Raw genomic sequence first — 24,910 nt, 5'->3', positions numbered from 1 at the left:
AATATGCACAAACACCCCAAAGTTCCCTTGCTTTGAATTGCTGGAAACCTTATGTTCAGGCAACGCCCCACACAAGACGATCTTTGTTGCTGAACAAAGATTTACAGGAGGTCACGTGGAATCCGCCTGGCTGGCGCAGCGCATCGGCGAGCCGACCGCCCGCGGGATCGCCGCCGCCCTGACCGATCTGATCAGGCAGGGCACGGTCACCGCGCAGACGCGCCTGCCGACCGTGCGCAGCCTGGCCAGGGAGCTGGGCGTGAGCTCGGGGACCGTCGCGGAGGCCTGGTCGGAGCTGCGGCGGCACGGGATGATCCACACCGATCGCCGCCGCGGCACGGTGGTGCTCGGGCCGCCCGACGTGCCCCGTCCCATCCGTTACGAGCGCATCGGTCACTGGGGCGACCGGCTGGCGATCGACCTGGCCATCGCCTCCCCCGACCCGGCGCTGCTGCCGCCGCTGGAGGCCGCGCTGATCGCCGCGGCCGGCGCGGAGGGGCTCAACGACTACGCCCGCGAGACGATCACGCCGCGGCTGCGTGCCGCCGTGGAGCCGGACTGGCCGTTCCCTGCGCAGGGCTGGCTCGCGGTCGGCGGCGGCTACGAGGGGGTGCAGCTGCTCTGCCAGACCACCGCGCTGCCCGGCGACCGGATCGCGATCGAGGAGCCGACCGCCGCCCGGCTGCTGGACATCCTGGAGACGATCGGCGTCCAGATCGTGCCGGTGGCCTGCGACGAGCAGGGGCCCGTCCCCGAGTCGCTGGCCAAGGCGCTGCGGGCCAGGCCGGTGGCGTTCGTGTACCAGCCGCGCGGCCAGTCGCCCTGCGGCCACGCCGTGACCGCCGAGCGCTCGGCCGAGCTGGCCGCCCTGCTGGAGCCGACCTCGACGCTCATCGTGGAGGACGACGGGATCGGCGAGCTGTCGGTCTCGCCGATGGTGAGCATGGGGACGCGTTTTCCGGACCGTACGGTGCTGGTGCGCTCCTACTCCAAGTCGCACGGCCCCGACCTGCGCATCGCGATCATCGGCGGCGCGGCGGACGCGGTCGAGCGGGTGCGCGTGCTGCGGAGCTTCGGCATCGGCTGGACCAGCAGGATCCTCCAGGACACCCTGGCCCACCTGCTCGGGGACGGCGAGGTGCGCGAGCGCGTGGCGCACGCCCGCACGGTCTACGCCGGGCGGCGGGCGCGGCTGAAGGCGGAGCTGGCGCAGCGCGGCGTGCCCACCGGCGGCGGCGACGGGCTGGTCCTGTGGGTGCCGGTGCGCGAGGAGTCGGCGGCGCTGGTCACGCTGGCCGCGCACGGCATCTCCGTGGCGGCCGGCAGCCGGTACGTGATCGGCCCCGCCGCCACGCACCACCTGCGCCTGGCCACGGCCCGGCTCACCGACGACCCCGGCGAGCTGGCGGCCCTGGCCGACGTGATCACCCTGGCGGCCAGGGGCGGCCTCAGCGGCGGCTCTTGATCCCGGTCAGGCGGCGCAGCACGTCCCACCAGAACGACGCCCCGAACAGCAGCGCCACGTACGTCAGCAGGAAGCCGGGCCAGTGGCTGGGCGTGGTGATCCGCTGCCACCACAGCCCGCCGTTCCAGTGCACGGACGGGTCGCCCTCCGCCGGGAACGACACGCTGACCAGCGCGTGGTCGAGCATCTTGACCAGAGCGGGCTGGCTCAGCGTCTCGGTGACGCACGGCACCGGGTCGCCGCCCGTGCAGCGGGCCTTGAGCTCGTTGTACGCGTCCGTCCCCGACCCCGCCACGGCCGTCACCGAGGCGCGGAAGGCGTTGTCGCGCAGCAGCGTCTTGGCGTACTCCAGCCCGTCCATCGTGAACACCAGCGTCACGACCACGCCGAGCACGGCCAGAACCCACTTGACGTAGCGCTTGTAGAGCATGGACAGCCGCTGCATCTCCCCGTCGAACCAGCTCTCCACCCCCTGCCTGAACCGGTCGAGGTCGCGCTGCGCGGTCTCCCACACGCCCTTGAGGTGGCCGTAGAGCGGGCTGCGCATGGCCTTGAGCTTCTCCAGGAACCCCTCGACGCCGTCCGGCTCCCCTGCGGCCAGCTCCATCAGGGCCACCGCGAAGCGCGCGGGAGGGATGTTGGAGATGCTGGTGCGGCCCTTCTTCGGGTGGTCGATCTCCTGGACCCGCTGGTAGAGCAGGTTGACCATGGCGTCCTCGGCCTTGCTCTCCTGCGCCGGCAGCGTCCCCGGCTCGGGCGGCGGGGGCTGGTCGCTGTGCTTGGGCCGGGGGTCGCGTACGAAGGGCAGCGCCGCGAAGACGTCGCGCACCTTGGCGGGCAGCCACGACCTGCCCTGCGCGTCGGACCCGTCCATGGTGTCCCTGAGGTAGGCCCACAGGAACTTGCTGCGAATGGCGAGCATCCGCACGAACGCCTCGTTGATCCCGCTCACCAGCAGCGACAGCAGCAGGAACGACACCACGAGGCCCAGCGCCAAATCCACATAAACGGATAACACGCGGGCTTTGATACACCCGTACGCGCCGCCGATCAAGCCCCGTAGAAAACTCTGTCCATGACCTGTCGTGCGCGGCGCGTCACGCGGCGGTAGTCGTCGAGGAAGTCCTCCGAGCCGTCCGGCGGGTAGCCGAGCGTCTGGGCGATCAGCTTCCGCTCGCCCGAGTCGCGCGGGACGCTGTCGCCCGGACGGCCCTTGACCAGCATGATCGCGTCGCGGATGCGGGAGGCGAAGCGCCACGCCTCGACCAGCACGGCCTCGTCGGCCGGGGCGAGCAGCCCCTCGGTCACGGCCGCGCGCAGGGCTTCGAGCGTGCGGGTGGTGCGCAGGGACCCCAGCGTGCCCGCGTAGCGCAGCTGCAGGAGCTGGGCCACCCACTCCACGTCGGACAGCCCGCCGGGGCCCAGCTTGGTGTGCAGGCCCGGGTCGGCGCCGCGCGGCAGGCGCTCGGCCTCCATGCGGGCCTTGAGCCGCCTGATCTCCCTGACCGCGTCGTCGGGCAGGCCGCCCTGCGGGTAGCGCAGCTCGTCGACCATCGCGGTGAACTCCCGCCCCAGCTCCGCGTCGCCCGCCGAGAACCTGGCCCGCAGCAGCGCCTGCGACTCCCACGGCGACGACCAGCGCGCGTAATAGGCGCGGTAGGAGGCCAGCGTCCGCACCAGCGGACCCTGGCGCCCCTCGGGACGCAGGTCGGGGTCGATGATCAGGGGCGGGTCGGGGGCGGGCAGCGAGAGCAGCCTGCGCACCTCGTTGGCCACGGCGAAGGCGGCGTCGGTGGCCTCGCGCTCCCCCACGCCCGGCAGCGGCGAGTGCACGAACATGACGTCGGCGTCGCTGGCGTAGGAGCTCTCCATGCCGCCGAGCCGGCCCATCGCGATGACGGCGAACCTCGTGACGCGGGGGACCTTGGCGAGGGCGACGTCGAGGGTGGCCTGGAGGGTCACGTCCGTCAGGGACGACAGGGCGCCGCCGACCGCCTCGATGTCGACGAGCCCGAAGATGTCGGCCACGGCCGTCCGGAACAGCTCTTTCCGCCGAAGCGCCCGCACGGCCGCGACCGCCGGCTCGGCGTCGCCCTGGTGCCTGGAGACCGCCGCCGAGGCCTCGCCGGCCAGCGACTCCCGGGAGCGCACGGCGAGCTCGGCGTCCGAGCCCAGCATCGCGACCGCCTCGGGCGCGTTCATGATCAGGCCGGTCGCGTAGCGGCTGGTGCCGAGCACGCGCGACATCCTGGAGGCCACCGCGGTCTCGTCGCGCAGCAGCCGCAGATACCACGGCGTGCTGCCCAGCTTGTCGCTGACCTGCCGGAACCCGAGCAGCGCCGCGTCCGGGTCGGGCGTGTCGGCGAACCACCCCAGCATGACCGGCAGCAGCGTGCGCTGGATGGCCGCCCGCCTGGACACGCCCGCGGTGAGGGCCGCGATGTGGTGCAGCGCGCCGCCGGGATCGACGTAGCCGAGCGCCTCCAGCCGGGCCTTGGCCGCCGTGGTCGACAGCCGCGCCTCCGACTCCTGCAGCCGCGACACGGCCTGGAGCAGCGGCCGGTAGAACAGCTTCTCGTGCAGCCGCCGCGCCTCCATGGCGTGCCGCCGCCACCGCGCCGTGAACTCCCCCACCGGATCGGTCTGCATGCCGAGCGCGCGGCCCAGCCTGCGCAGGTCGGACTCGTCCGAGGGCACGATGTGGGTGCGCCGCAGCCGGTGGAGCTGCAGGAGGTGCTCGATCTGGCGCAGGTACGAGTACGCCTCCGCCAGGCCGCGCGAGTCGTCGCGGCCGACGTAGCCGCCCCGGGACAGCGCCGCCAGCGCGGGCAGCGTGGCCCTGCGGCGCAGCAGCGGGTCGAGCCTGCCGTGGACGAGCTGGAGCAGCTGCACCGCGAACTCGATGTCGCGCAGCCCGCCCGGCCCCAGCTTGAGCTGGCGGTCGCCCTCGGCGCGCACGTGAGCCTCGACCCGGCGGCGCATGGCCTGCACGTCCTCGACGAAGTGCTCCCGCTTGGCCGCCGTCCACACGAGGTCGTTGACCGCCTCGACGTAGGCCGAGCCGAGCTCCAGGTCGCCCGCGACCGGCCGGGCCTTGAGCAGCGCCTGGAACTCCCACGTCTTGGCCCAGCGCCGGTAGTAGGCCAGGTGGCTGCCGAGCGTGCGCACCAGCGGGCCCGACCTGCCCTCCGGCCGCAGGCCCGCGTCCACCTCCCACAGCGAGCCCTCGGAGGTGGTGGCGGAGCAGGCCCGCATCATGGCCTGGGCCAGCCGGGTCGCGGTGCGCAGCGCCTTGGTCTCGTCGGCGCCCTCGCGTGGCTCGGCCACGAAGATCACGTCGACGTCGCTGATGTAGTTGAGCTCCCTGGCGCCGCATTTGCCCATGCCGATGACCGCCAGGCGTACGTCGCCGTCGTCGACCTCGGCCCGGGCGATGGCCAGCGCGGCCTCCAGCGCGGCGCCCGCGAGGTCGGACAGCTCCGCCATGACCTCGGCCAGCGTGGCCTCTCCCGTGAGGTCGCGGGCGGCCAGGTGCAGCAGCCGGCCCCGGTAGGCCACGCGCAGCGCCTCCAGCGGGCGCTCGGCGGTGGCGGCCTCCCCCGGCCCCGCGCCGACCGCCTTCAGCAGCTCCGCCCGCGCGTCGGCGGGCAGCGGCCCGGCCAGGAGCGCGACCTGGCCGGGGTGGCGCACCAGATGGTCGCCGAGCGCGGCGCTGACGCCCAGGACGGCCAGCAGCCTCGTGCGCAGACCCTCGTCGCGGCGCAGGACGTCGAGCACGGCGGGATCGCGCTCGGCCAGGCGGGTCAGCGAGACCAGCGCCTCGTCGGGGTCGGCCACGTCCACCAGGAACTCCATGAGCTCCTCCACTTCGGCTCCGGCCTGCCGGACGAGCTGGGCGGCCCTGGCGCCGTCGGCGAAGCCGAGCCTGGCGAGCCGCGCGGCGGTGGATTCGATCCTGGGCACCCCTCCATCTTGACAGGACTTCGGCGATAGCCTAGAAACGCAACGTTGCGTTGCATTTTGAGGAGGTGATCGGCGAATGGTTCCCTCTGCCGTCACGTGGGGCCTGCTGGCCGCGTGGGCGGTGCACGACGTGGAGGAGCTGGCGACCATGGCGGGCTGGACGCGTTCGGCCCGGCCCCGGCTGGAGGAGCGGCTGCCATGGGTGCCGTGGGAGCGGCTGGAGGTCTCGCAGCGGCACGTGAACGTGGCCATCGGGCTCATGGGCGGGGTGATGGCGGGGGCCTCGGCGCTGGGGGCGCGTACGGGCGGGCGGAGCCCGGTGTTCCAGGCGGCGCTGCTGGGGTTCGGGGCGCACGGGGTGATGCACCTGGCGCAGGCGGCGGTGACGCGCGGCTACACGCCGGGGGCGGTGACCGCGCCCGTGGTGGTCATCCCGTTCTCGGTGTGGGCCTGGCGGCGGCTGCGGGCCGAAGGCGTGCCGGTACGGACGGGGGCGTCGGGCTGGGCGGGCCTGGCCGCGCTCCCGGTCGTGCTGGCCGGCGTCCACACCGCGGCCCACGCCCTGACCCGCCCCCGCTCACCCGACCCCGAAGGCCCCCCGCCTCGCGGCACCGCAGCAAGCCGGACGGCCGCCCGCTCACACAGGACCGAGGGCACGCCGCCTCGCGGCACCGCGGCGACCCGGACGGCCGCCCCCTCACACGGGGCCGAGGACGCCCCACCTCGCGGCACCGCGGCGACCCGGACGGCCGCCCGCCCGGATCCGGCCGTGGCCGGGCGGACGCGGTGGTTCAGGCGCGGCCGGCGGTCCTGACCACCTCCGCGAACGCCTCCGCCACCGGCCGCCAGGTGGCCACGAGCGCGCTCTCGGCGGCCTTGACCTCGGTGTTGAGCTCCTCGGCCGCGTCCAGTCCCGACCCGTCGGTCCAGGACGTGAAGATCTCCGGCGTGGCCTCGGGGTGGAACTGGATCGCCCACGCGGCCTCCCCGAGCCGGTAGGCCTGGTTCGGATACTGCGCCCCGGTCATCAGCGGCACCGCCCCGTCGGGCAGCCGCGTCATCGCGTCCTGGTGGTACTGGACGGTCACGGCCGTCCCGACCCCCGCCAGCAGCCGGTCATCGGCCGCCGCGGGCAGCGCGACCACCTCGCGGGCGCCCACTTCGAGCCCGTTCGTCCCCCGCTCGACGGTGCCGCCGCAGGCCATGGTCATCAACTGCGCCCCCAGGCAGATGGCCAGCGTGGGCGTGCCCTCATCCACGGCCCGGCGCAGCAGGTGGCGGGTGGCGGGCTGCCAGGGGCTTCGCTCGTCCTCCCAGGCGGCCGCCGCACCGCCGAGCACGATCAGCCCGTCCGCCGGGCGCGCGGGGATCTCCTCGCCGAGGTACGGCCGGACGACGTCACAGGGCAGCCCCAGCCAGTCACCGAGGTATCCGAGCCCGGCCTCGTCCTCGTGCTGAACAACGGTGATACGCATATCAGGGCATTATCCGGAATATCGCTACAATTCCCCACACCTTCCTCCTGCGTGCCGATCACCCGGATGCCTAAGCTCCGACCATGAGCTTCGAGTTGGACGATGTCGGCGGTCTGCGGATCGCCACGTTCGGCACGGGACCGCGTTCGATCATCGCGGTCCACGGGATCACGGCCTCCCTGATGGCCTGGGGCGCGGTGGCGCGGCGGCTGCCCGAGGAGTGGTCGATGGTCGCCATGGACCTGCGCGGCCGCGGGCACAGCGCCTCGCTGCCCGGGCCGTACGGGCTGCCGAGACACGCCGAGGACGTGCTGCGCGTCGCCGACCACGTGGGCGCGGGCCCGGAGGCGGTGCTGACGGGGCACTCGATGGGCGCGTACGTGGCCGCCCTGGCCGCCGCGGAGCGGGACTTCGCGCGGGTCGTGCTGGTGGACGGCGGCCTGCCCTTCCCTCCGCTGCCCGAGGGGGTGGACGCCGACGAGGCGATGGAGGCCACGCTCGGGCCGGCGCTGGCCCGGCTGCGCCAGACGTTCCCCACCGCGGACGCCTACGTCGACTTCTTCAAGGCGCATCCGGCCTTCGCCGGCCACTGGAACGCCGACGTGGAGGCGTATGTCCGCTATGACCTGACGGGCCCGGACGGGGCGCTCAGGTCACGCGTGGCCCCGGAGGCGGTGCTGCAGGACGGCCGCTGGCTGCGCCTGGAGTCGGAGGCCATCGCCGCCGCCCTGACCGCCATCACCTCACCGCTCTCCCTCCTCAGGGCGCCGCGCGGCCTGCTCAACCAGGACGTCGGCATGCTGCCCGACGACCTGGTCCGCCCCTGGGTGGCCCGCCTCCCGGGGCTGCGGGACGAGGTGATCCCGGACTGCAACCACTACACGATCCTGTTCGACGACCGCTGCGTCTCATCCCTCGTCACCCACCTCACCACCCCGTCCTGACACCGCGCCGTCCTGACCTGAAAACGCGCCGGGCGGGGCCTGCCACCGCGGCCCGAGCGGCGCCACATCCGCATATCGCCGCACCGCCGAACCCGCGCACGCCGCTCGGTATCGCGCACCCGACCGTCCTTCCGGGCCGACGGGCAGGCGCGAGCCGGGCGGGCGGGCGGGCGGACGCGAGCCGGGCGGGAGTCAGCGCTGCCGGGGATCGGCGGGTGGACGCGGAAACGGCCCCCGAGCCGTGCTCAGGGGCCGTTCAGGAAATCGCCGGGACCGCAGGTCAGCGTGGAGCGATCCACGTGGCGCGAGCGGCGGCGACCAGCGTGCCGTCCGCCTCGTAGATGGCGCTCTGGCCGTACATCTTGCGGCCGTCACGGCCGGTCGGGCGGGCCACGACGGAGTAGCGGCCGCCGGGGTAGACCGGGCGGTGGATCTGCACGGCCAGGCGGCCGAGCAGCGCGCTCTCCCCCGGGCCGAAGTGCGCCCAGCCGGTGATGCAGTCGAGCACGGCGCCCACGATCGAGGCGGGCACGCCGTCCTCGCCCGTCACCGTGAACGGCACCCGCCAGCCGGCCGCCACCAGGTCCGTGCCCTCCACCGGGCCGGGGAAGATGCGCAGGCCGTCACCCGGCTCGCGCAGCCCGCAGGCGAAGCACTCGGCGAACGGGTGCGCCTTCAGCCCCACGAACCCCGCCTCCGCGCGGGCGGCGTCGTTGAACGGCACGAACCCCGGACCCTCCAGGTCCTCGGCCACGGGGATGGCCTCGACCAGCAGCTTGTCGCCGTCGTAGAGGGAGACGGAGTTGGCGACGTGCTCCAGGCGCAACTCGGTTCGCAAAGGGGTCGGCGCATGCAACGTGACCTCGACCGCTGATCGGCCCCCGTTCAGCGCCTCCGCCATGGTGCCCGCGATCCAGCCGCCGTTGGCGACCCCCGCCGGGCCCCGGAAGCGCTCGGGAACCGTCAGCACTGTCTGCAGGGCAGACGTCGTCATGCCACACCCTCCAATATCGCCGCATACGGCGACAAGTCCAGAAATGTCAATAGAAGCAGGCCGATTTTACTCGACGCCCGGTTTCACCAGATCTCGGGGGTCCTGAGGCTGATCGACACCACCACATAACGCCTCGAAGGGGCCCGAAACTTCCCACCCACCGACACGCTATGCGTCACACATCGCCGGGATGTGACTCGGAGGTTAGAAGCAACGAAAATCGGCCCCACTCCGGGCTTCCCCGATGTGAGGCCGATCAAGGCGTTCCCTTTACCCTATCCCGGGTTTCCCTCGCCCCGTGACCAAACCGCCCGATCCGAAGTGCGCATCCGGGGCCAACCTCGGAGAAGCTGTAAGCAACACGAGAGAAGCGGGGGTGGGTCTGTGCAGGCGGCGAGGTTGCGGTTTCCGCCGGGGTCGCTGGTCATCTTGACGGGGCTGCCGGGGGCGGGGAAGACCACGCTGCTGCGGCGCCTGTACGGCCTGCACGGCGCGGAGAGCCTGCCCGTCACCGTCGGAACGGTCGTGGTGATCGACACCTACCAGTCCAAGCAGCACTGGCACGAGCGGCTCGGCTGGGCCCCCGGCCCGTTACGCCGCGCCGTGGTCTTCGTCACCCACCTGAGCCGCATCCGCCGCGCCCTGGCCCTGGGACACTCGATCGTCGCCCACAACCGGGGCTGCGCGCCGTACGTGCTGCGGGGTTTCGCCTGGCTGGCCCGCAGGCACCGCGCGAGCTTCCACCTGCTCCTGCTCGACGCGCCGCCGCAGGAGGCGCTGGCGGGGCAGGTGGCCAGGGGCCGGGTGGTCGCGCCCCGGACGTTCGCGCGCCATCAGCGCAGGTGGGAGAGCCTGTCGGCCAGGGTGAAGTCCGGCGACCCCGGGCCCGCCGCCGGCGCGTTCATCGTCGACCGGGTCCAGGCGGGGCGGCTGCAGGAGATCGTGTTCGACCGGACGCCGACGCGCACGCGATGAGATTTGCGCGCGCCGGATGTCGATACGGCCGCACCGCGTTCGTGTGAGAGGTGACGGAAAGGAAAGTCACATGAAGCAGTACGTGCTCAGCATGCACCAGCCCGACGGGCCCCCGCCCCCGCCCGAGATCCTCGACCCGATCATGCGCGACCTCGGCGCCGTCGAGCAGGAGATGCGGGAGGCGGGCGTCTGGGTCTTCTCGGGCGCGCTCCAGTCACCCTCCGACGCCCGCGTGGTGCGGATGCGCGACGGCGAGCCGCTCACCACCGACGGCCCTTACGTGGAGGGCAAGGAGCACATCGGCGGTTTCACGATCATCAAGGCGCCCGACCTGGACGCGGCCCTGGAATGGGCCCGCAAGCTGGCCGGGGCCGTGGCCCTGCTGCCCATCGAGGTCCGCGAGTTTCAGGGAGGCGTCTAGAGCACCGGCAGGTAGCGGCCGAGCTCGAACTCGGTGACGTGCCGCCGGTATTCGCGCCACTCCGCGCGCTTGTTGCGCAGGAAGAAGTCGAAGACGTGCTCCCCGAGCGTCTCGGCCACCAGCTCGCTCTGCTCCATCACCGCGATCGCGTCGTTGAGGGAGCCGGGCAGCGGCTGGATGCCGAGGGCCCGCCGCTCGGCGCTGGTCAGCGTCCACACGTTGTCCTCGGCGGCGGCGGGCAGCTCGTAGCCCTCCTCGATGCCCTTCAGGCCGGCGGCCAGGATCAGCGCGAAGGCGAGGTAGGGGTTGCACGCCGAGTCGAGCGACCTGAACTCGATCCGCGTCGAGCCGCCCTTGTGCGGCTTGTACATCGGCACCCGGACCAGGGCGGAGCGGTTGTTGTGGCCCCAGCACACGTAGGAGGGCGCCTCGCCGCCCTGACCCGCGATGGCCTCGGCGCCGCCCCAGAGCCGCTTGTAGGAGTTGACCCACTGGTTGGTGATGGCGGTGATCTCGGCGGCGTGCTTGAGCAGCCCGGCGATGAACGATCGGCCGATCTTGGACAGCCGGTATTCGGACCCGGCCTCGTAGAAGGCGTTGCGGTCGCCCTCGAACAGCGACATGTGGGTGTGCATGCCGGAGCCGGGGTGCTCGGTGAACGGCTTGGGCATGAAGGAGGCCCAGATGCCCTGCTCCAGGGCGACCTCCTTCATGACCAGGCGGAAGGTCATGATGTTGTCGGCCGTGGTCAGCGCGTCGGCGTAACGCAGGTCGATCTCCTGCTGGCCCGGGGCGCCCTCATGGTGGCTGAACTCCACCGAGATGCCCATCGACTCCAGCATCAGCACCGCCTGGCGCCTGAAGTCGTGGCCCGCGCTGTGCGGCGTGTGGTCGAAGTAGCCGCCGGAGTCGATCGGCTCGGGCCGCGCGCCGGCTTCCGGGCGGTTCTTCAGCAGGAAGAACTCGATCTCCGGGTGGGTGTAGAAGGTGAAGCCCATGTCGGCGCACTTGGCGAGCGTGCGCTTGAGCACCCAGCGCGGGTCTGCGTGCGACGGCGAGCCGTCCGGCATCAGGATGTCGCAGAAGATGCGGCCCGCGCCCGGCGTCTCGCTGCGCCAGGGCAGGATCTGGAACGTGGCCGGGTCGGGCTTGGCGAGCATGTCGGACTCGTAGACCCGCGCGAAACCCTCGATGGCCGAGCCGTCGAAACCTATGCCCTCGGCGAACGCGCCTTCCAGCTCGGCCGGGGCGATGGCCACTGACTTGAGGAAACCGAGCACGTCAGTGAACCACAGCCGGATGAACCGGATGTCGCGTTCCTCGAGCGTGCGGAGCACGAACTCCTGCTGGCGGTCCACGGCGTCCCCTCTATCTGTCACTACAGGTCCAGCTACCAGCATGCCGCGCCCGTGTTTCGCACACGTTACGGGGGGTGCCGGTGCGAGCCTCGCTGACAAAGGCCCCGCCCCGAGCTTACTGTGATCACGCAGTCAGTCTCGGGGGAGGCATTGGTGGCTATCGACCTGCTCAATCACAAGCTAGATCGGGCATTCGACCACATCGACGCGAGCGGCAACGGCGTCGTCGAGCGGGAGGACCTGCTGGGTCTGGGCGCCCGCATCCTGGTGGGCTTCGGGGAGTCCCCCACCTCGGTCACCGGGGCCAGCCTCGTCGACGGCTTCGACGAGATCTGGTCGGCGCTGTCGAAGGCGCTCGAGCGCGACGTCGACTTCGGCATCGCGCGCCCGGACTTCCGCGCCGGGATGGTGGCGGCGTTCGTCACGGGCGACCAGTACGACACGGTGTTCAGACCCGCGACGGTGGCGGTCGCCGAACTGTGCGACGGCGACGGCGACGGGGAGATCGGGCCGGGCGAGTTCCGCACCTTGCTGAGCGCGTTCGGCGTGGCGTACGACGACGTCGACGTGGCCTTCGACCGCCTCGACCGCTCGGGCAGGGGCACGCTCACCGCGGACGAGCTGGTCCTGGCCGCCTCCGACTACTACCGCGGCGCCGACCCCAACGCCGCGGGCAACTGGCTCTTCGGCCCGCTGTGAAGGCGGGCATGAGGACCGGCGTGAAGACCGCTGTGAAGAGCACCGACAACACCACCACCGCGAGCACCACCGTGTTCGCGACGGTGCGTACCGCGCTGCGTTCGGCCCTGACCTCGGTGCTGCCGCTGCCGCGCAGGGGCGGCTCGGCGGCGATGGCGCTGCTGCCGCTCACCGAGCGGGTGCCCGCGATGGCGGCCCCGTGCCGGATGCACCCGGCCGTGTACGCGATCGAGGCCGCGGTCATCGACTGGGCCAGGAGGACCGGGCTGCGGGCCGCCCCGGGCGTGGGCTACCACCGGATGGCGGGCCGGGCGTTCGCCGAGTTCGACGCGGCCGCGGCGGCGCTGTTCGCGCAGTGGCTGACGTGGCTGTTCCACCTGGACGACGAGCTGGACGAGGGCTCGTGCCCGCTGGACATCTTCGACGGCATGCTCAGGGGCGCGGCCCGGCATCCGCTGGAGGCGGCGTTCGCGGATCTGTGGCGGGTGACGAGCGCGCGGATGAGCGACCGGTGGCGGGCCAGGTTCGCGGTCGGGCTGCGGCGCCAGCACGACGCGTGCCGTACGGAGGCCGACAACCGGGCGGCCGGCCGGATGCCGACGCTGGAGGAATATCCGGCGCTGCGCAGGGGCACCGTGGGCCCGTACCTCTATGACCTGGTCGAGCCGTGCCTGCGCGTCGAGGTGCCCGGGTGGGTGCACGAGTGCGAGGCGTGGCAGCAGCTCGTGAGCGCGTGCAGCGACGTCACGGCGTGGTGCAACGACGTGGCCTCGCGGCCCAAGGAGCGCGGCGACGTGCACAACTTCGTGGTGCTCGCGATGCGCCAGCTCGGGCTGGGCGAGCGGGAGGCGACGGCCTGGGTGCTCGACCGGATCGCGGCGCGCTGCCAGGACATGCACAAGGCCGCCAGGCGGCTGCCGCTGGAGGATCTGGAGCCGAAGGAGGCGAGGGACGTCAGCAAGGTCGCCTGCGCGTACCTGGCGGCGCCGCGCGCCCACCTCGACTGGCTGCTGGAGTCCAAGCGCTACGCGTGACCCGCCAGCGTGTCGCCCGTGGGGGTGCGGCGGTAGACGACCTGCTTGCCGACCCGCATCCCCACCGTGAGTCCGCCGCCGCTGAGCACCCCCAGGTGCTGGCTGACCGCGCCGGGCGTGAGCGCCATGCGCGCGGCCAGGGCCGAGGTCGTGGCGGGCTCGGCGAGGGCGAGCAGGATCTGCGCCCGGCTCCTGCCGATCAGCGCGGCGAGCGCGCCGGGCGCGGGCGGCGGGCCCTGCTCCCACAGCGTGCCGACGCCGAGCACGGGGTAGACCAGCATCGACTGGTACGGCGCCGTCATCACCGCCACGGCCGCCGGCCCCCAGAACGCGCTGGGCACCAGCACCAGCCCGTCGCCGTGCAGGCCGCCCGCCTCGCACCAGGGCCGGTCGATGAGCAGCCGCTCCCCCGTCCACACCACGGCCGGATCGAGCGCGGCGAACAGCTCGCGCGCCCCGCCCTGGGCGAGCTGCCGTGACCGGCGCAGCACGTCGCGCTCCAGCAGCCCGTACACGCGGGGCCAGAACTCCGCGAAGCACGCCTCCCAGTACGCCTCCAGCGTGGCGGCGACCCTGGCCACGCCCGCCTCGGGGTCGGCCATGAACCGCTCCAGCACGGCCGGGTCGGTCCCCACGATCTTCGCCGCCTCCTCGCGGGCCCGCCCGGGATCCGCGCTCCTGACCCGCTCCAGCTCGGCGGCGAACTCCGGCATCGGCGTGTCGGGCGGCGGCGTGATGAAGTCGGCCATGTAGCCGCTCGGGGGCACGAGCGCGAACAGCTCGGCCAGGTCGAGCGCCGCCAGGCGGGGGCGCACGGCCTTGAGCCAGGGCAGGTGGATCGACTGCCTGGCCGGCCCCTGCAGGGTGCGCAGGCTGGCGACCAGCTCCCACATCGGCGAGAACGCGAACCGGATCCGGGCCACGTCCTCCGGCTTCAGCACCCACTCGACCGACATGCTTTTAGCCTGCACTAAATCGTTCGCCCCCACAAACGCGGCATATCAGGCTTGTGGCGTGTCGAGCACAACTCTTCAGCCAAGGTCGTTTTTCCGGTCCCAGATGGGCGGGCTGCCCCGCGCCTTCTGGGCCCTTTGGGGCGGCACGGTGGTGAACCGCCTGGGCACCATGGTCATGCCCTTCACCGGCGTCTACCTGACGCAGAGCCGCGGCCTGTCGGTGGCCGCGGCGGGCCTGGTGATGGGCGTGTTCGGGGTGGGCTCGCTGCTGTCGCAGCTGGTCGCGGGGGTGCTCACCGACCGGATCGGGCGCCGCGCCACGCTGTCGGGCGGGATGCTGGCCACGGCCGCGACCATGCTGGCGCTCGGATACAGCTCCTCGCTGCCGGCGATCGTGGCCTCGATGCTCATGCTCGGCCTGGTGATGGACGTCTACCGGCCCGCCTCGGCCGCCCTCGTCGCGGACCTGGTCTCGCCCGAGGAGCGGCCCCGGGCGTACGGGCTGCTGTTCTGGGGGATCAACCTCGGGTACGCGGTCGGCGTGACGGCCGGGGGCTGGCTGGCGAGCTTCGGGTTCCTCTGGTTGTTCTGGATCGACGCGCTGTCCGGCGTGGTCTTCGCCGTGCTGGTGTGGCGGGCCGTCCCCGAGACCAGGCCGGCGGCCCGGGAGTCCGGGGGCGGGTTCGGCGTGGTGCTGCGGGACCGGGTGATGGTCGGGTTCACGCTCGTGGCGCTGGGCAACGCGCTGGTCTACGCGCAGACGTACACCATGCTGCCGGTGGCGATGACGAAGGTCGTGGGGCTGTCGGCCGGGGAGTTCGGGGTGGCCATGGCCCTGAACGGGATCCTGATCGTCATCGTCCAGCCCCTGGTGTCGGGGTGGCTGGGGCGCCGGGACCCCGCCCGCATGTTCGCGCTGGGGCTGTCGGTGATGGCGCTCGGGTTCGCGATGACGGCGTTCGTCGAGAGCACCCTGGGACTGGTGGTGACGATCGTGGTGTGGACGGCGGGCGAGGTCATCACGGCGGGCATCCCGGGCGCGGTCGTGGCCACGCTGGCGCCGCCGGAGCTGCGGGGGCGGTATTCGGGGCTGTTCGGGTTCTCGTGGTCGCTGGCGGCGATGCTGGCGCCGCTGGTCGGCGGGCCGCTGCTGGAGGTCGGCTCCCAGGCTCTGTGGTTCACGATCGGCGGGGTGGGGGTGCTGTCGGCGGCGGGCATGCTGCTGCTCGGACCGGCAATCAGGCAGCGTTGAGAGGACGCCTACCGCATGGCGCGAAACCCGTTGGCGTAACACAAACCGTCGATATGATCACGCTGTGGAGTTGGTAGCGCGGAGGCGGGCGCATGTAGCGCGTCTTGATCTGAGCACGGCCCAGGTGGTTGCGTTGGACAGTCAAGCGCATACCGCCCGAGCGCTGTGGAACCTGCTGCATGAGTACTTCACCTTCCGCCAAGGCCTGTTCCCCACGTCGGCAGAGTGTGATCGGGCGATCAGGCAGGCCCGCCATGAAATTGACTGGGTGGGGCGACTTCCCGCTCAGGCCGCTCAGTCGGTGCTGAAGAACTACCGACAGGCGTGGACGAACTTCTTCAACCCCGACCATCCCGCCAAGCGGCCCACGTTCAAATCCCGCCGGACGCGGTTGGCGGTCGACGTCCCCCAAGCACGAGACCTGCAGGTCAGACGACTCAACCGGCGATGGGGCGCGGTCAACCTACCCAAGATCGGCCGGACGAGATTCCGTTGGACCAAGGATCTTCCTGGCGTCACCAAGGGGGGTCCCGCCGGGCGGATCACTGGAGCCCGCCTGGTCAAGGACGCGTACGGGTGGAACATCATGTTCCGCGCCGAGATGCTCACGACGCCGCGCTCTGCCGAGCATCCCGGCCCGCAGGTGGGGATCGACCGAGGCATCAACGTCGCCCTGGCGCTCTCCGACGGGACCATGCGCGAGCACGGTCCCTGGCTCAGCGACGGTGAGCGTGAGCACCTGCGCCGCTTGGAGAAGAAGAGTGCCCGCCAGCGCCGCAGTCATGTCCACGGCGGGCCGATCTCTCGTCGATTGGCCCGCACCTACGCCAAGATCGCCAAGGTCCGCGCGAAAGCCAAGCGCCGTACCTTGGACTGGCAGCACCAGACCACCACCGAACTGGCCGGCACGTTCAGCAAGATCATGGTGGAAGAATTGAAGATCACCAGCATGCTGCGTTCGGCCAAGGGCACCACCGGACGGCCCGGCGTCAATGTGGCACAGAAGTCCGGACTGAACCGAGCGATCGCCGCTGAGGCGTGGGGGCGGACCGTCGCCTTCTTGGAGTACAAGAGCGCCGATCGGGCCGGGCGCGTCGTCAAGGTTCCCGCGCCGGGCACCTCACTGACCTGCCACCGGTGCGGCCACTGCGAGCCCGACAACCGGGCCGGGGTGATGTTCTCGTGCAGAAATCCTGGTTGCGGATGGGGCGGCCATGCCGACACCAACGCCGCGATCAATATCAGAAACGCCGCAGGGACTGCGGTGCCAGGACGTGGAGACCTCGGGGTTACCCGGTCTACGAAGCGTCAACCCCCGCACGCTGCTTGACTGCGACGTGACGGGAGAATCTCCGGCCTTCGGGCTTCTAGCCCCCGGGGAGGAGTTCAAAGTTACGCCTGACATGCCTAGGCTTGGCGCGTGGCACACGCGAACACCCTCATCGGCGACCTGACCGCCGAACACGGAGCCCACTTCGTCGTCTTCACCAAGATGTTCCTCACCGGTAACCCCCGCAGAGGAACTGGCGATGCGTATGCCGTTCGGACTCCCAGCAGGGTGTGACATGCTGACATTCACCGCGCTGGGACCGTTCCAGGCCTGGGCCGACGGCGCCCCTCTCGATCTCGGCGGCCAGCGGCAGCGGGCGGTGCTCGCGCGCCTGCTCGTCGCCGGCGGCCGCGCCGTGCCCGTGAACACCCTCATCGACGAGCTCTGGCCGGGCGCGCCGCCCGCACAGGCCCTGTCCACCATTCAGGGGTACGTCTCCCGCCTGCGCCGCGCCCTCGAACCCGATCGCGCACCCCGCGAGGAGGCCCGCGTGCTGGTCTCCGCGCCGCCCGGATACGCCCTGCGGGCCGCGACCGAGCAGGTGGACGCGTGGCGGTTCGAGGCCCTGGTGAAGTCGGAAGGCGACCCGGGCCGGGTGTGGGCGGCCATGGACACGGCGCTGGAGCTGTGGCGGGGGCCCGCGCTGGCCGAGTTCGGCGAGCTGAGCTGGGCCGCGACGGAGGCGGGCCGGCTGGAGGAGCTGCGCCTGATCGCCGTCGAGCGCCGGGCCGGGGCGGGCCTCGCTCTGGGTCGGGCGACGTCGCTGGTGGCCGACCTGGAGGCGCACGCGTCGGCGTACCCGCTGCGGGAGGAGGCGTGGCGGCTGCTCGCCACGGCCCTGTACGGGCTGGGCCGCCAGGGCGACGCGCTGGCGGCGCTGCGCAGGGCGCGGTCGGTGTGGCGGGACGAGCTGGGCCTCGACCTGTCGGCGGGGCTGCAGCGCCTGGAGGCCGACATGCTCGCCCAACGCCTGGAGTCCCCCGCCCCCGACGGGCGGCCACACCTTCCGGCGGAGACCCCCGCCGCTGGGCACGCCGCCGTAACTGGGCACGCCGTCGCTGGACACGCCGCCGCTGGGCCCGCCGTCGCTAGGTCCGCCGCCGCTGGATCCGCCGCCGTTTCCGACGCCGCGCCGGCGCTGCGGGTCGTGGTGGCCGACGACCAGGCGCTCGTACGGGCGGGCGTGCGGGCGATGCTGGAATCCGAGCCGGGGGTGACGATGGTCGGTGAGGCGACCAACGGCGAGGAGGCCATCGCGCTCGTGGCCGAGACCGGCCCCGACGTGGTGCTGCTCGACATCCAGATGCCCCACCTGGACGGCCTGGCCGCCGCCCGCCGCATCCTGTCCGAAACCCGGCCGCCGAAGGTGATCATGATGACCACGTTCGGCAGCGACGAGAACCTTTATGCGGCGTTGCGGGCGGGAGTGAGCGGATTCATCCTGAAAACGTCGGCTCCCGAGCAGTTCCTGGCCGCGATCAGGGCCGCGTCCGCCGGGGACGCGCTCATCGACCCGACGATCACGACCCGGCTGATCGCGGGCTTCGCGGGACGCGTCGACCCGGACTCTCCCCCGGCGCTGGCCGGGCTCGCCGACTCCCAGCTCGACGTGCTGAAACTCGTCGCCCGCGGCCTGACGAACCGCCAGATCGGCCAGACGCTCTCCTTGTCCGAGGAGGAGGTGGCCCTCATGGTCAAGTCGCTCTTGGAGCATCTCGGGCTGTTCGACCGGGCGCAGCTGGTTATGGCCGCGTACGAGTCAGGTTTTGTTACACCCGGCGAAAAGAGTTCCTTTTCGTCGCTTTGACGATAAAAATCGCGCCGTACTAGGCTTGGCGACGTGGCACAACTGCGTATCGCCCTGGCCCAGATGAACCCGTCCGTCGGCGACCTTGACGGCAACGCCGAGCGGCTGATCGCGTGGACCCGCGACGCCGCCGACCGCGGCGCCCATCTTGTCGTCTTCACCGAGATGTTCCTCACCGGCTATCCCGTGGAGGACCTGGTGCTGCGTACGTCCTTCGTGGACGCCAGCATCCGGACCCTGGAGGAGGTGGCGCGCAGGCTGGAGCGGGAGGGCCTGGGCGACCTGCCGGTGGTGGTCGGCTACGTCGACCGCGCCGGACTGGCGCCCCGGGTCGGCCAGCCGAAGGGCGCCCCGCTGGACGCGGCCGCGCTGCTCCACAAGGGCGAGGTGGTGACCCGCACGGCCAAGCACCATCTGCCCAACTACGGGGTGTTCGACGAATACCGCTACTTCGTGCGCGGCGACCGGCTGCCGATCTTCCGGCTGCACGGCGTGGACGTGGCGATCGCGGTGTGCGAGGACCTCTGGCAGGAGGGCGGCCCCGTGGCCGTCGTGGGCCAGGCGGGCGCCGGGCTGCTGATCTCGCCGAACGCCTCGCCGTACGAGAAGGAGAAGGACGACGTACGCCTCGAGCTGTGCGCGCGCCGGGCACGCGAGGCAGGCTGCGCCCTCGTCTACGTCAACCAGGTCGGCGGCCAGGACGAGCTGGTCTTCGACGGCGACTCGATCGTGGTGGACGCCTCGGGCGAGCTGGTGGCGCGGGCGGGCCAGTTCCGGGAGGAGCTGCTGACGGTCGACCTGGAGCTGCCGGTCTCGGACGCCGAGACGGGCTCCTTCCCGTACGACGCGGGTGACGGCTCCACCATCACCGTCGAGCGCCTGGTGCTCTCTCAGGACCCCGTGGAGCCGTACGAGCCGGCGCCCGCGACGATCGCGGAGCACCTGGACCTGCACGGCGAGGTGTACGCGGCCCTGGTCCTGGCGGTGCGCGACTACGTGGCCAAGAACGGCTTCCAGTCGGTCATCCTGGGACTGTCCGGCGGCATCGACTCGGCCCTGACCGCCACCATCGCCTCCGACGCCATCGGCCCCTCGCGCGTCAACGTGGTGCTCATGCCCTCCCGATACTCCTCGGACCACTCCCTGGCCGACGCCGAGGAACTCGTCCGCAGGCAGGGCGTCAACTCCCGGATCGCCCCGATCGCCGACATCGTCGACGCCTTCGAGAAGGAGATCGAGCTCTCGGGCCTGGCGGCCGAGAACCTCCAGGCGAGGGTACGCGGCATGATCCTCATGGGCCTGTCCAACCAGCACGGCCACCTGGTCCTGACGACCGGCAACAAGAGCGAGCTGGCGACGGGCTACTCCACCCTCTACGGCGACTCGGCCGGCGGCTTCGCCCCCATCAAGGACGTCCCGAAGACGATGGTGTGGGAACTGTCGAGGTGGCGCAACGCCAATTCGCTGCCACAATTCCTGCTCGACGCGAAAACCCCCATTCCCGAAAATTCCATCACCAAGGAGCCGAGCGCCGAACTCCGCCCCGACCAGCGCGACACCGACTCCCTCCCGCCTTACGAAATCCTCGACCGCCTGCTGGACGATTACGTGGAGAAGGACATGGGCTCGAAGGAGCTCATCGCGGCCGGCCACGATCCGGAGCTGGTCACGAGGGTCATCAGGCTGGTCGACCTGGCCGAGTACAAGCGTCGCCAGTATCCGCCCGGCCCCAAGATCACCCCGAAGAACTTCGGCCGCGACCGCCGCCTCCCCATCACCAACAGATGGCGCGAAACCACCGATTAAACGGCCATAACCCTTATATCTCAACACGACGATCAACCCAAGAAATAGCCATTACCGCTCCGCTAATATGGCCCGGCCGACCCTTCGGGACGCCGGGCCTTGTCAGCGGAAGAGGCGCAACATGACATTTCTGATGATCGTGCTCGGGGTGGTGGTCGCCGGCTCGGCCGTGGCCGTCGGGGCGCTGCTCGGCCCCGTCACCCGCCGGATGACCGCGGACGTCAAAGCGCTCGCGCCGGACCAGCGGGCCGAGGCGGTGACCGCCACCCGGACGATGCTCATGCAGGTCGGCTCGCTCGTCACCGTCGCGCTCTCCCTGGCCGGCCTGGTCGGGACGTTCTACTTCAGCTCCCAGACCGTCTCGCTCGAGATGCAGAAGCAGTTTCAGGCGCGCTACGACAAGGCGCTGAAGGACCTCAGGTCCAGCGACTCCAGCGCCCGCGTCCAGGGCCTCTACGAGCTGGAGGACATCGCCCACGAGGCGCCGTCCTTCGCCTGGAAGGTGACGCTGAGCATCGCCGCCTACCTGCAGGACCGTGCCCGTGGCCAGGCGACGCCCCGCCCCCACCTGACCGTCGAGGCCGCCCTGACCGTGCTCGGCCGCCGCGACCGCAAGTCCGACCGCGGCCCCGTCTCCACCGGCCCCGTGGCCGCCGACGGCGTCACCCTCCGCTCCACCGACCTGTCCGGCACGGACCTGCGCGGCATCGACTTCACGGACGCCACCCTGCCCCAGGCACACTTCACCAATGCGGACCTCCGTACGGCCCACTTCAAGAACGCCGTCCTGCCTCAAGCCCGCTTCACCGGCGCGGACCTCCGCACAGCCGACTTCACCGGCGCCGACCTCCGCCAGGCCGACTTCACCGGCGCCCAACTGGACGGCACAACCTTCCGCAAGGCCCACCTGGAAGGCGCCCTGGGCCTGCCGGCTCTGGACCGGAAGACGCCGCCAACGCGGAAGTAGAGAAAGCCTCTCACCAGACGCCTCTGGGTGTGATGTGGTTCCTGGCGCGTTTTGGCCGGCGATTTTCCAGTGGAGAGAGGGTCCCTTGCTGGTGATGTGGTTTCCGGCGGCTGTTTGGCGGAGGGTTTCCCCGCGTGGGGAGGGGGTCACTTGCTGGGTGACGTGGTTTCGGAGCGAGCAACCCTATCCCCCTTAGCGGGACCTATCCGCCACTGGACGCTGACACCAGGCCCGCCTCGTAGGCGATGATGACGAGCTGAACGCGGTCACGGGCGTGCAGCTTGGTCAGCAGCCTCGACACGTACGCCTTGACCGTGGCAACGCTCAGAACCAGATCGGTGGCGATCTCCGTGTTGGACAGCCCACGAGCGATGAGGGTCAGCACCTCGCGTTCCCGGTCGGTGATGCCGTCGAGGGACCGATGGCGCGGACCGGGCTGAGGGCGAGCGGCGAACTCCTCGATCAGCCGACGGGTGACACTAGGCGCGATCAGGGCATCTCCAGCAGCGACCACGCGAATCGCCGCAAGAATGTCATCAAGCGCCATGTCCTTGACGAGAAACCCGGACGCCCCGGACCGCAACGCCCCGTACACGTAATCGTCCTCGTCGAACGTCGTCAGGACGATGACGCGGGCATCGGTGGGACCGGCCGTGATCAAGCGGGTGGCCTCAATGCCGTCCATGCCAGGCATGCGGATGTCCATCACCACGACATCGGGCCGCAGCTCCTCGGTCAGGCGAACCGCCTCCGTACCCGTTCCCGCCTCGCCGACGAGCTCAAGATCCGGTGCGTCAGTGATGACCATCTGCAGCGCGGTCCGAATGAGCGGCTGGTCATCGGCCAGCAGTACACGGACGTTCATCGCACCCGCGCCGGTACGGGCAGGCGCGCCACCACCCGAAAACCGCCTTCCTGGCGAGGCCCGGCATAGAAGACGCCATTCAACAGACCCACTCGTTCACGCATCCCGACCAGACCATACCCAACCCCCGCCTTACGCCCCCGGCCACCCCCAAACCGACGCCCAGCACCAGAGCCTGAGTTGTGGGCAGGAACAGCACCGAGACCAGGACCAGAACCCGAGCTGAGGCTGGCGTCGGAACTGGGGGCGGAGCTGGGGACGGAGCGGGAACTACGGTCGGCGGCGGGCTTGAGATCGCAAGCCGGGGCTGCGGCAATGTCCCGGCTGAGGTCCGGCGAAGGACCCGAATCGAAGCCCAAGGAAACACCCGGACTGCAGCCTGTGGAAGGCCCCGAATCAGAGTCCGAGGAAAGATCCGGACTGCGGTCTGAGGAAAGCGCCGAACCGGAGCCCAAGGAAAGACCCGGACTGCGGCCCGTGAAAAACCCCGGAGCGGAGTCCAAGGAAAGAACCGGACTGGGCTCCGAGGAAAGAGCCAAACTACGGCCCGAGGAAGGACCCGGACTGCGGTCTGAGGAAGGCCCCGAACCGGAGCCCAAGGAAAGACCTGGACTGCGGCCCGCGAAAAGCCCCGAACCGGAGTCCAAGGAAAGATCCAGACTACCGCCCGAAGAAAGACCCGAGCTGCGGCCCGACGAAAGGCCCGGGCCGGAGTCCGAAGAAAGGCCCGGGCTGGTGTCCGAGCAAAGATCCGGGCCGGGGTTCGAGCAAAGATCCGGGCTGGGATCCAGGGGAAGGCTCGGGTCAGGGCTAGGTGCGGGGTCGATGACCTCGATGGCCAGCTCCTCATCACCGAAGTCGACGGTCACCTGGCACGACGGGTGCTCGGCATGGCGGGTGACGTTGGTGACGGCCTCCTGGACAATGCGGTAGGCGGACATGTCGATCTCCGGAGGGAGCGGACGTCGTACACCCCGCCAGCGCACCTGGACCTGAACACCGGCGGCCGTCGTCGTCGCGGCAAGCCGCTCCAGGCCGCTCAGCCCGGCCGGGGCCAGGTCCGGGCCAAGCGGGACCAGACCCGAGCCGAAAGGGGCCAGGCCCGAGTCGAACGGGGCAGTCGAAGGTGCGGGGCCCGATTCGGGTGGACCGAGAGACACAGCTGGCGGCACCTGGACCGATTCGGAGTGACCGGACGTCCGCTGCGGCGGCCCGACTGACGCGTACCTGCTGACCGACGCGTCCGGTCGCTGCTCGGTCAGTGCGGGCCGATCGGACAGCGCGCCCGGTTGCTGGTCGACCGGCATGGAGCGGCCGGACGACTCGCTCTGCAATGGTCGGACCGGATTGGGCAGGACGCCCGGTTGCTGGTCGACCGGCATGGAGGGGCCGGACGACTCGCGCTGCGATGGCTGGGCTGGAATGGGCAGGACGCCCGGTTGCTGGTCGGCCGACAGGAAGCGGTCCGACGACTCGCGCTGCGATGGTCGGGCCGGATTGGGCACGGCGCCCGGTTGCTGGTCGGCCGACACGGAGCGGCCGAACGACTCGCTCTGCGGTGGTCGGACTGGAATGAGGTGAGTAACGGGCGTCGTCTCTCGTGGGTGGGTTGGCTCGGGGTGGCGGAGGGCGCCGAGCATCCGGCGTAGGCCTGACAGTGTCTCGCGGCCGACCGTCTCGATCTCGCCCAGCGCTTCGCGGGCGCGCACGGGCTGAGTGTCGATCACTCGCCGGGCGGCACCTGCCTGCAGGGCGATGATGCCGATGCTGTGCGCGACCATGTCGTGGAGCTCGCGGGCGATCCGGAGACGTTCGCTGGTGATGGCTTGGGCGGTGGCCTGGACGCGCAGGCTCTCGGCGTGGACATGGGCCTGGTGCACCGAGCGGCCGACCAGCCATGCGATGACGGCCGTCATGGCGACGGCGAGCTCCGCCGAGGTCCCGACGACCCACCCGAAGAGCAGCCGCGTCCCTAGATAGCCCGCCAGCGTGATGAGCGAAATGGTGATGGCGGCGATGCTCGTACGGCGTGGGGCAGTGGCGGCGATGAAGTAGAGGGCGGCGTCGACCGCCAGGAACTGGGCCGAAGGGATCTCTCCTACGCCCAGCGGCATGCACGCCACGGCGGAGGCGGCCAGCAGCAGGGTCAGGGCCGGGAGTGGGCGGCGGGCCAGCAGGGTGCTGCCTGTCACGACCAGCGCGGTGGCCACGATCAGGAAAGACAGGCCGTCCCAGTGGTAGAGCAACGCGCCGGGGCTGTAGGCGGGCTCCGCCTCACCTGGCAGCCTGACGCGCATCAGGAACGTGAGCGCCAGGCCCGCACACCAGGCCAGCGCCGTCCAGAGGCCGGACGGCACTCGCCTCAGCAGCGGGAGGGGTGGGGTGACCTGCATGGGCCGATGGTAGCTGCGTGATGTTGGGCGGGGCATCGGACCACGGTCGTACATCTTGGGTCCACCCGGAGGCGTTGGAATGCGGTCGTGGGTTCGATGTGGCAGGGATGTCGGGTGCGGCAGCGTCGCCTGAGTGATCGAAATCTATGGAGAAGTCCCACATAGCGGGATGGCGACCCGAGCCGACCGAGCGACACAAGCCGACC

At 71.2% G+C, this 24,910-nt stretch carries 20 protein-coding genes; 12 read left to right on the top strand and 8 right to left on the bottom strand.

All coding sequences use genetic code 11. The features are described 5' to 3' along the window. The first annotated feature begins 115 nt into the window (after nt 1-115). Nucleotides 116-1,465 (top strand): aminotransferase-like domain-containing protein, encoded by a 1,350-nt coding sequence (locus tag H4W80_RS53300; protein ID WP_192792050.1) that lies wholly within the window; start codon nt 116-118, stop codon nt 1,463-1,465. Here H4W80_RS53300 and H4W80_RS53295 read toward each other — a convergent pair. Further along, nucleotides 1,449-2,483 (bottom strand): hypothetical protein, encoded by a 1,035-nt coding sequence (locus H4W80_RS53295; protein ID WP_192792049.1) that lies wholly within the window; start codon nt 2,481-2,483, stop codon nt 1,449-1,451. The two genes, H4W80_RS53300 and H4W80_RS53295, sit on opposite strands and share 17 nt — an antisense overlap. Nucleotides 2,484-2,515: 32 nt before the next feature. Continuing rightward, the gene (locus H4W80_RS53290) at nt 2,516-5,428 is read right to left on the bottom strand and encodes a bifunctional [glutamine synthetase] adenylyltransferase/[glutamine synthetase]-adenylyl-L-tyrosine phosphorylase (protein WP_318787497.1); all 2,913 of its coding nucleotides are present in this window, start codon (nt 5,426-5,428) and stop codon (nt 2,516-2,518) included. Nucleotides 5,429-5,504: 76 nt separating this feature from the next. Between H4W80_RS53290 and H4W80_RS53285 the strand changes: the two genes are divergently transcribed. Continuing rightward, nucleotides 5,505-6,242: an HXXEE domain-containing protein gene (locus tag H4W80_RS53285; RefSeq protein ID WP_192792047.1), complete on the top strand. Its 738-nt coding sequence runs from the start codon at nt 5,505-5,507 to the stop codon at nt 6,240-6,242. Here H4W80_RS53285 and H4W80_RS53280 read toward each other — a convergent pair. Then, entirely contained in the window at nt 6,220-6,903 is a 684-nt protein-coding gene (locus H4W80_RS53280; protein ID WP_192792046.1) for a type 1 glutamine amidotransferase, read from the bottom strand. The genes H4W80_RS53285 and H4W80_RS53280 overlap by 23 nt on opposite strands. Before the next feature lie 83 nt (nt 6,904-6,986). Here H4W80_RS53280 and H4W80_RS53275 point away from each other — a divergent pair, with 83 nt between their 5' ends. Beyond that, complete coding sequence (locus H4W80_RS53275; RefSeq protein WP_192792045.1) at nt 6,987-7,847, top strand: alpha/beta hydrolase; 861 nt, start codon at nt 6,987-6,989, stop codon at nt 7,845-7,847. Nucleotides 7,848-8,127: 280 nt separating this feature from the next. Here the strand turns inward: H4W80_RS53275 and H4W80_RS53270 are convergent, their stop codons facing one another. Continuing rightward, nucleotides 8,128-8,841: a PaaI family thioesterase gene (locus tag H4W80_RS53270; RefSeq protein WP_192792044.1), complete on the bottom strand. Its 714-nt coding sequence runs from the start codon at nt 8,839-8,841 to the stop codon at nt 8,128-8,130. A 399-nt stretch (nt 8,842-9,240) separates the two neighbouring features. On the opposite strand from H4W80_RS53270, the gene H4W80_RS53265 reads away from it, so the two are divergent. Continuing rightward, nucleotides 9,241-9,816: an AAA family ATPase gene (locus H4W80_RS53265; protein ID WP_225964173.1), complete on the top strand. Its 576-nt coding sequence runs from the start codon at nt 9,241-9,243 to the stop codon at nt 9,814-9,816. A gap of 70 nt (nt 9,817-9,886) precedes the next feature. Beyond that, nucleotides 9,887-10,237, top strand: a complete 351-nt coding sequence (locus H4W80_RS53260) for a YciI family protein (RefSeq protein ID WP_192792042.1) — start codon at nt 9,887-9,889, stop codon at nt 10,235-10,237. Here H4W80_RS53260 and glnA read toward each other — a convergent pair. Beyond that, on the bottom strand, nt 10,234-11,595 hold the full coding sequence (gene glnA, locus H4W80_RS53255) for a type I glutamate--ammonia ligase (protein WP_192792041.1): 1,362 nt from the start codon (nt 11,593-11,595) through the stop codon (nt 10,234-10,236). The two genes, H4W80_RS53260 and glnA, sit on opposite strands and share 4 nt — an antisense overlap. A gap of 153 nt (nt 11,596-11,748) precedes the next feature. On the opposite strand from glnA, the gene H4W80_RS53250 reads away from it, so the two are divergent. Both H4W80_RS53250 and H4W80_RS53245 read left to right on the top strand, forming a co-directional pair. Beyond that, on the top strand, nt 11,749-12,294 hold the full coding sequence (locus H4W80_RS53250; protein ID WP_192792040.1) for an EF-hand domain-containing protein: 546 nt from the start codon (nt 11,749-11,751) through the stop codon (nt 12,292-12,294). A 20-nt stretch (nt 12,295-12,314) separates the two neighbouring features. Then, entirely contained in the window at nt 12,315-13,328 is a 1,014-nt protein-coding gene (locus tag H4W80_RS53245) for a terpene synthase family protein (RefSeq protein ID WP_318787496.1), read from the top strand. Here the strand turns inward: H4W80_RS53245 and H4W80_RS53240 are convergent. Then, nucleotides 13,319-14,284: a DUF5937 family protein gene (locus tag H4W80_RS53240; RefSeq protein ID WP_192792038.1), complete on the bottom strand. Its 966-nt coding sequence runs from the start codon at nt 14,282-14,284 to the stop codon at nt 13,319-13,321. The two genes, H4W80_RS53245 and H4W80_RS53240, sit on opposite strands and share 10 nt — an antisense overlap. Nucleotides 14,285-14,387: 103 nt before the next feature. Between H4W80_RS53240 and H4W80_RS53235 the strand changes: the two genes are divergently transcribed. The 5 genes from H4W80_RS53235 (at nt 14,388) to H4W80_RS53215 (ending at nt 21,446) form a co-directional block, all read left to right on the top strand. Further along, complete coding sequence (locus H4W80_RS53235) at nt 14,388-15,536, top strand: MDR family MFS transporter (protein WP_225964171.1); 1,149 nt, start codon at nt 14,388-14,390, stop codon at nt 15,534-15,536. A gap of 64 nt (nt 15,537-15,600) precedes the next feature. Then, complete coding sequence (locus H4W80_RS53230; protein WP_318787495.1) at nt 15,601-16,866, top strand: RNA-guided endonuclease InsQ/TnpB family protein; 1,266 nt, start codon at nt 15,601-15,603, stop codon at nt 16,864-16,866. Between the two features lie 235 nt (nt 16,867-17,101). Further along, nucleotides 17,102-18,673, top strand: coding sequence for a BTAD domain-containing putative transcriptional regulator (locus tag H4W80_RS63205; RefSeq protein ID WP_192792036.1), 1,572 nt, complete (start codon nt 17,102-17,104; stop codon nt 18,671-18,673). A 33-nt stretch (nt 18,674-18,706) separates the two neighbouring features. Beyond that, nucleotides 18,707-20,479 (top strand): NAD+ synthase, encoded by a 1,773-nt coding sequence (locus H4W80_RS53220; protein ID WP_192792035.1) that lies wholly within the window; start codon nt 18,707-18,709, stop codon nt 20,477-20,479. A gap of 121 nt (nt 20,480-20,600) precedes the next feature. Further along, nucleotides 20,601-21,446: a pentapeptide repeat-containing protein gene (locus H4W80_RS53215; protein WP_192792034.1), complete on the top strand. Its 846-nt coding sequence runs from the start codon at nt 20,601-20,603 to the stop codon at nt 21,444-21,446. 202 nt (nt 21,447-21,648) lie between these two features. Here the strand turns inward: H4W80_RS53215 and H4W80_RS53210 are convergent, their stop codons facing one another. Both H4W80_RS53210 and H4W80_RS62105 read right to left on the bottom strand, forming a co-directional pair. Continuing rightward, nucleotides 21,649-22,311: a response regulator gene (locus H4W80_RS53210; RefSeq protein ID WP_192792033.1), complete on the bottom strand. Its 663-nt coding sequence runs from the start codon at nt 22,309-22,311 to the stop codon at nt 21,649-21,651. Next, a complete protein-coding gene (locus H4W80_RS62105; RefSeq protein WP_225964170.1) occupies nt 22,308-24,704 on the bottom strand; it encodes a histidine kinase in 2,397 nt (798 codons plus the stop codon). The genes H4W80_RS53210 and H4W80_RS62105 overlap by 4 nt, the downstream gene beginning before the upstream one ends. Between the last annotated feature and the right edge of the window lie 206 nt (nt 24,705-24,910).

Origin of the sequence: Nonomuraea angiospora (assembly GCF_014873145.1) — a bacterium.
In the GTDB taxonomy this organism is placed as follows: domain Bacteria; phylum Actinomycetota; class Actinomycetes; order Streptosporangiales; family Streptosporangiaceae; genus Nonomuraea; species Nonomuraea angiospora.
The sequence above is the reverse complement of the archived record's forward strand: the minus strand, read 5'-3'. Positions and strand labels throughout refer to the sequence as shown.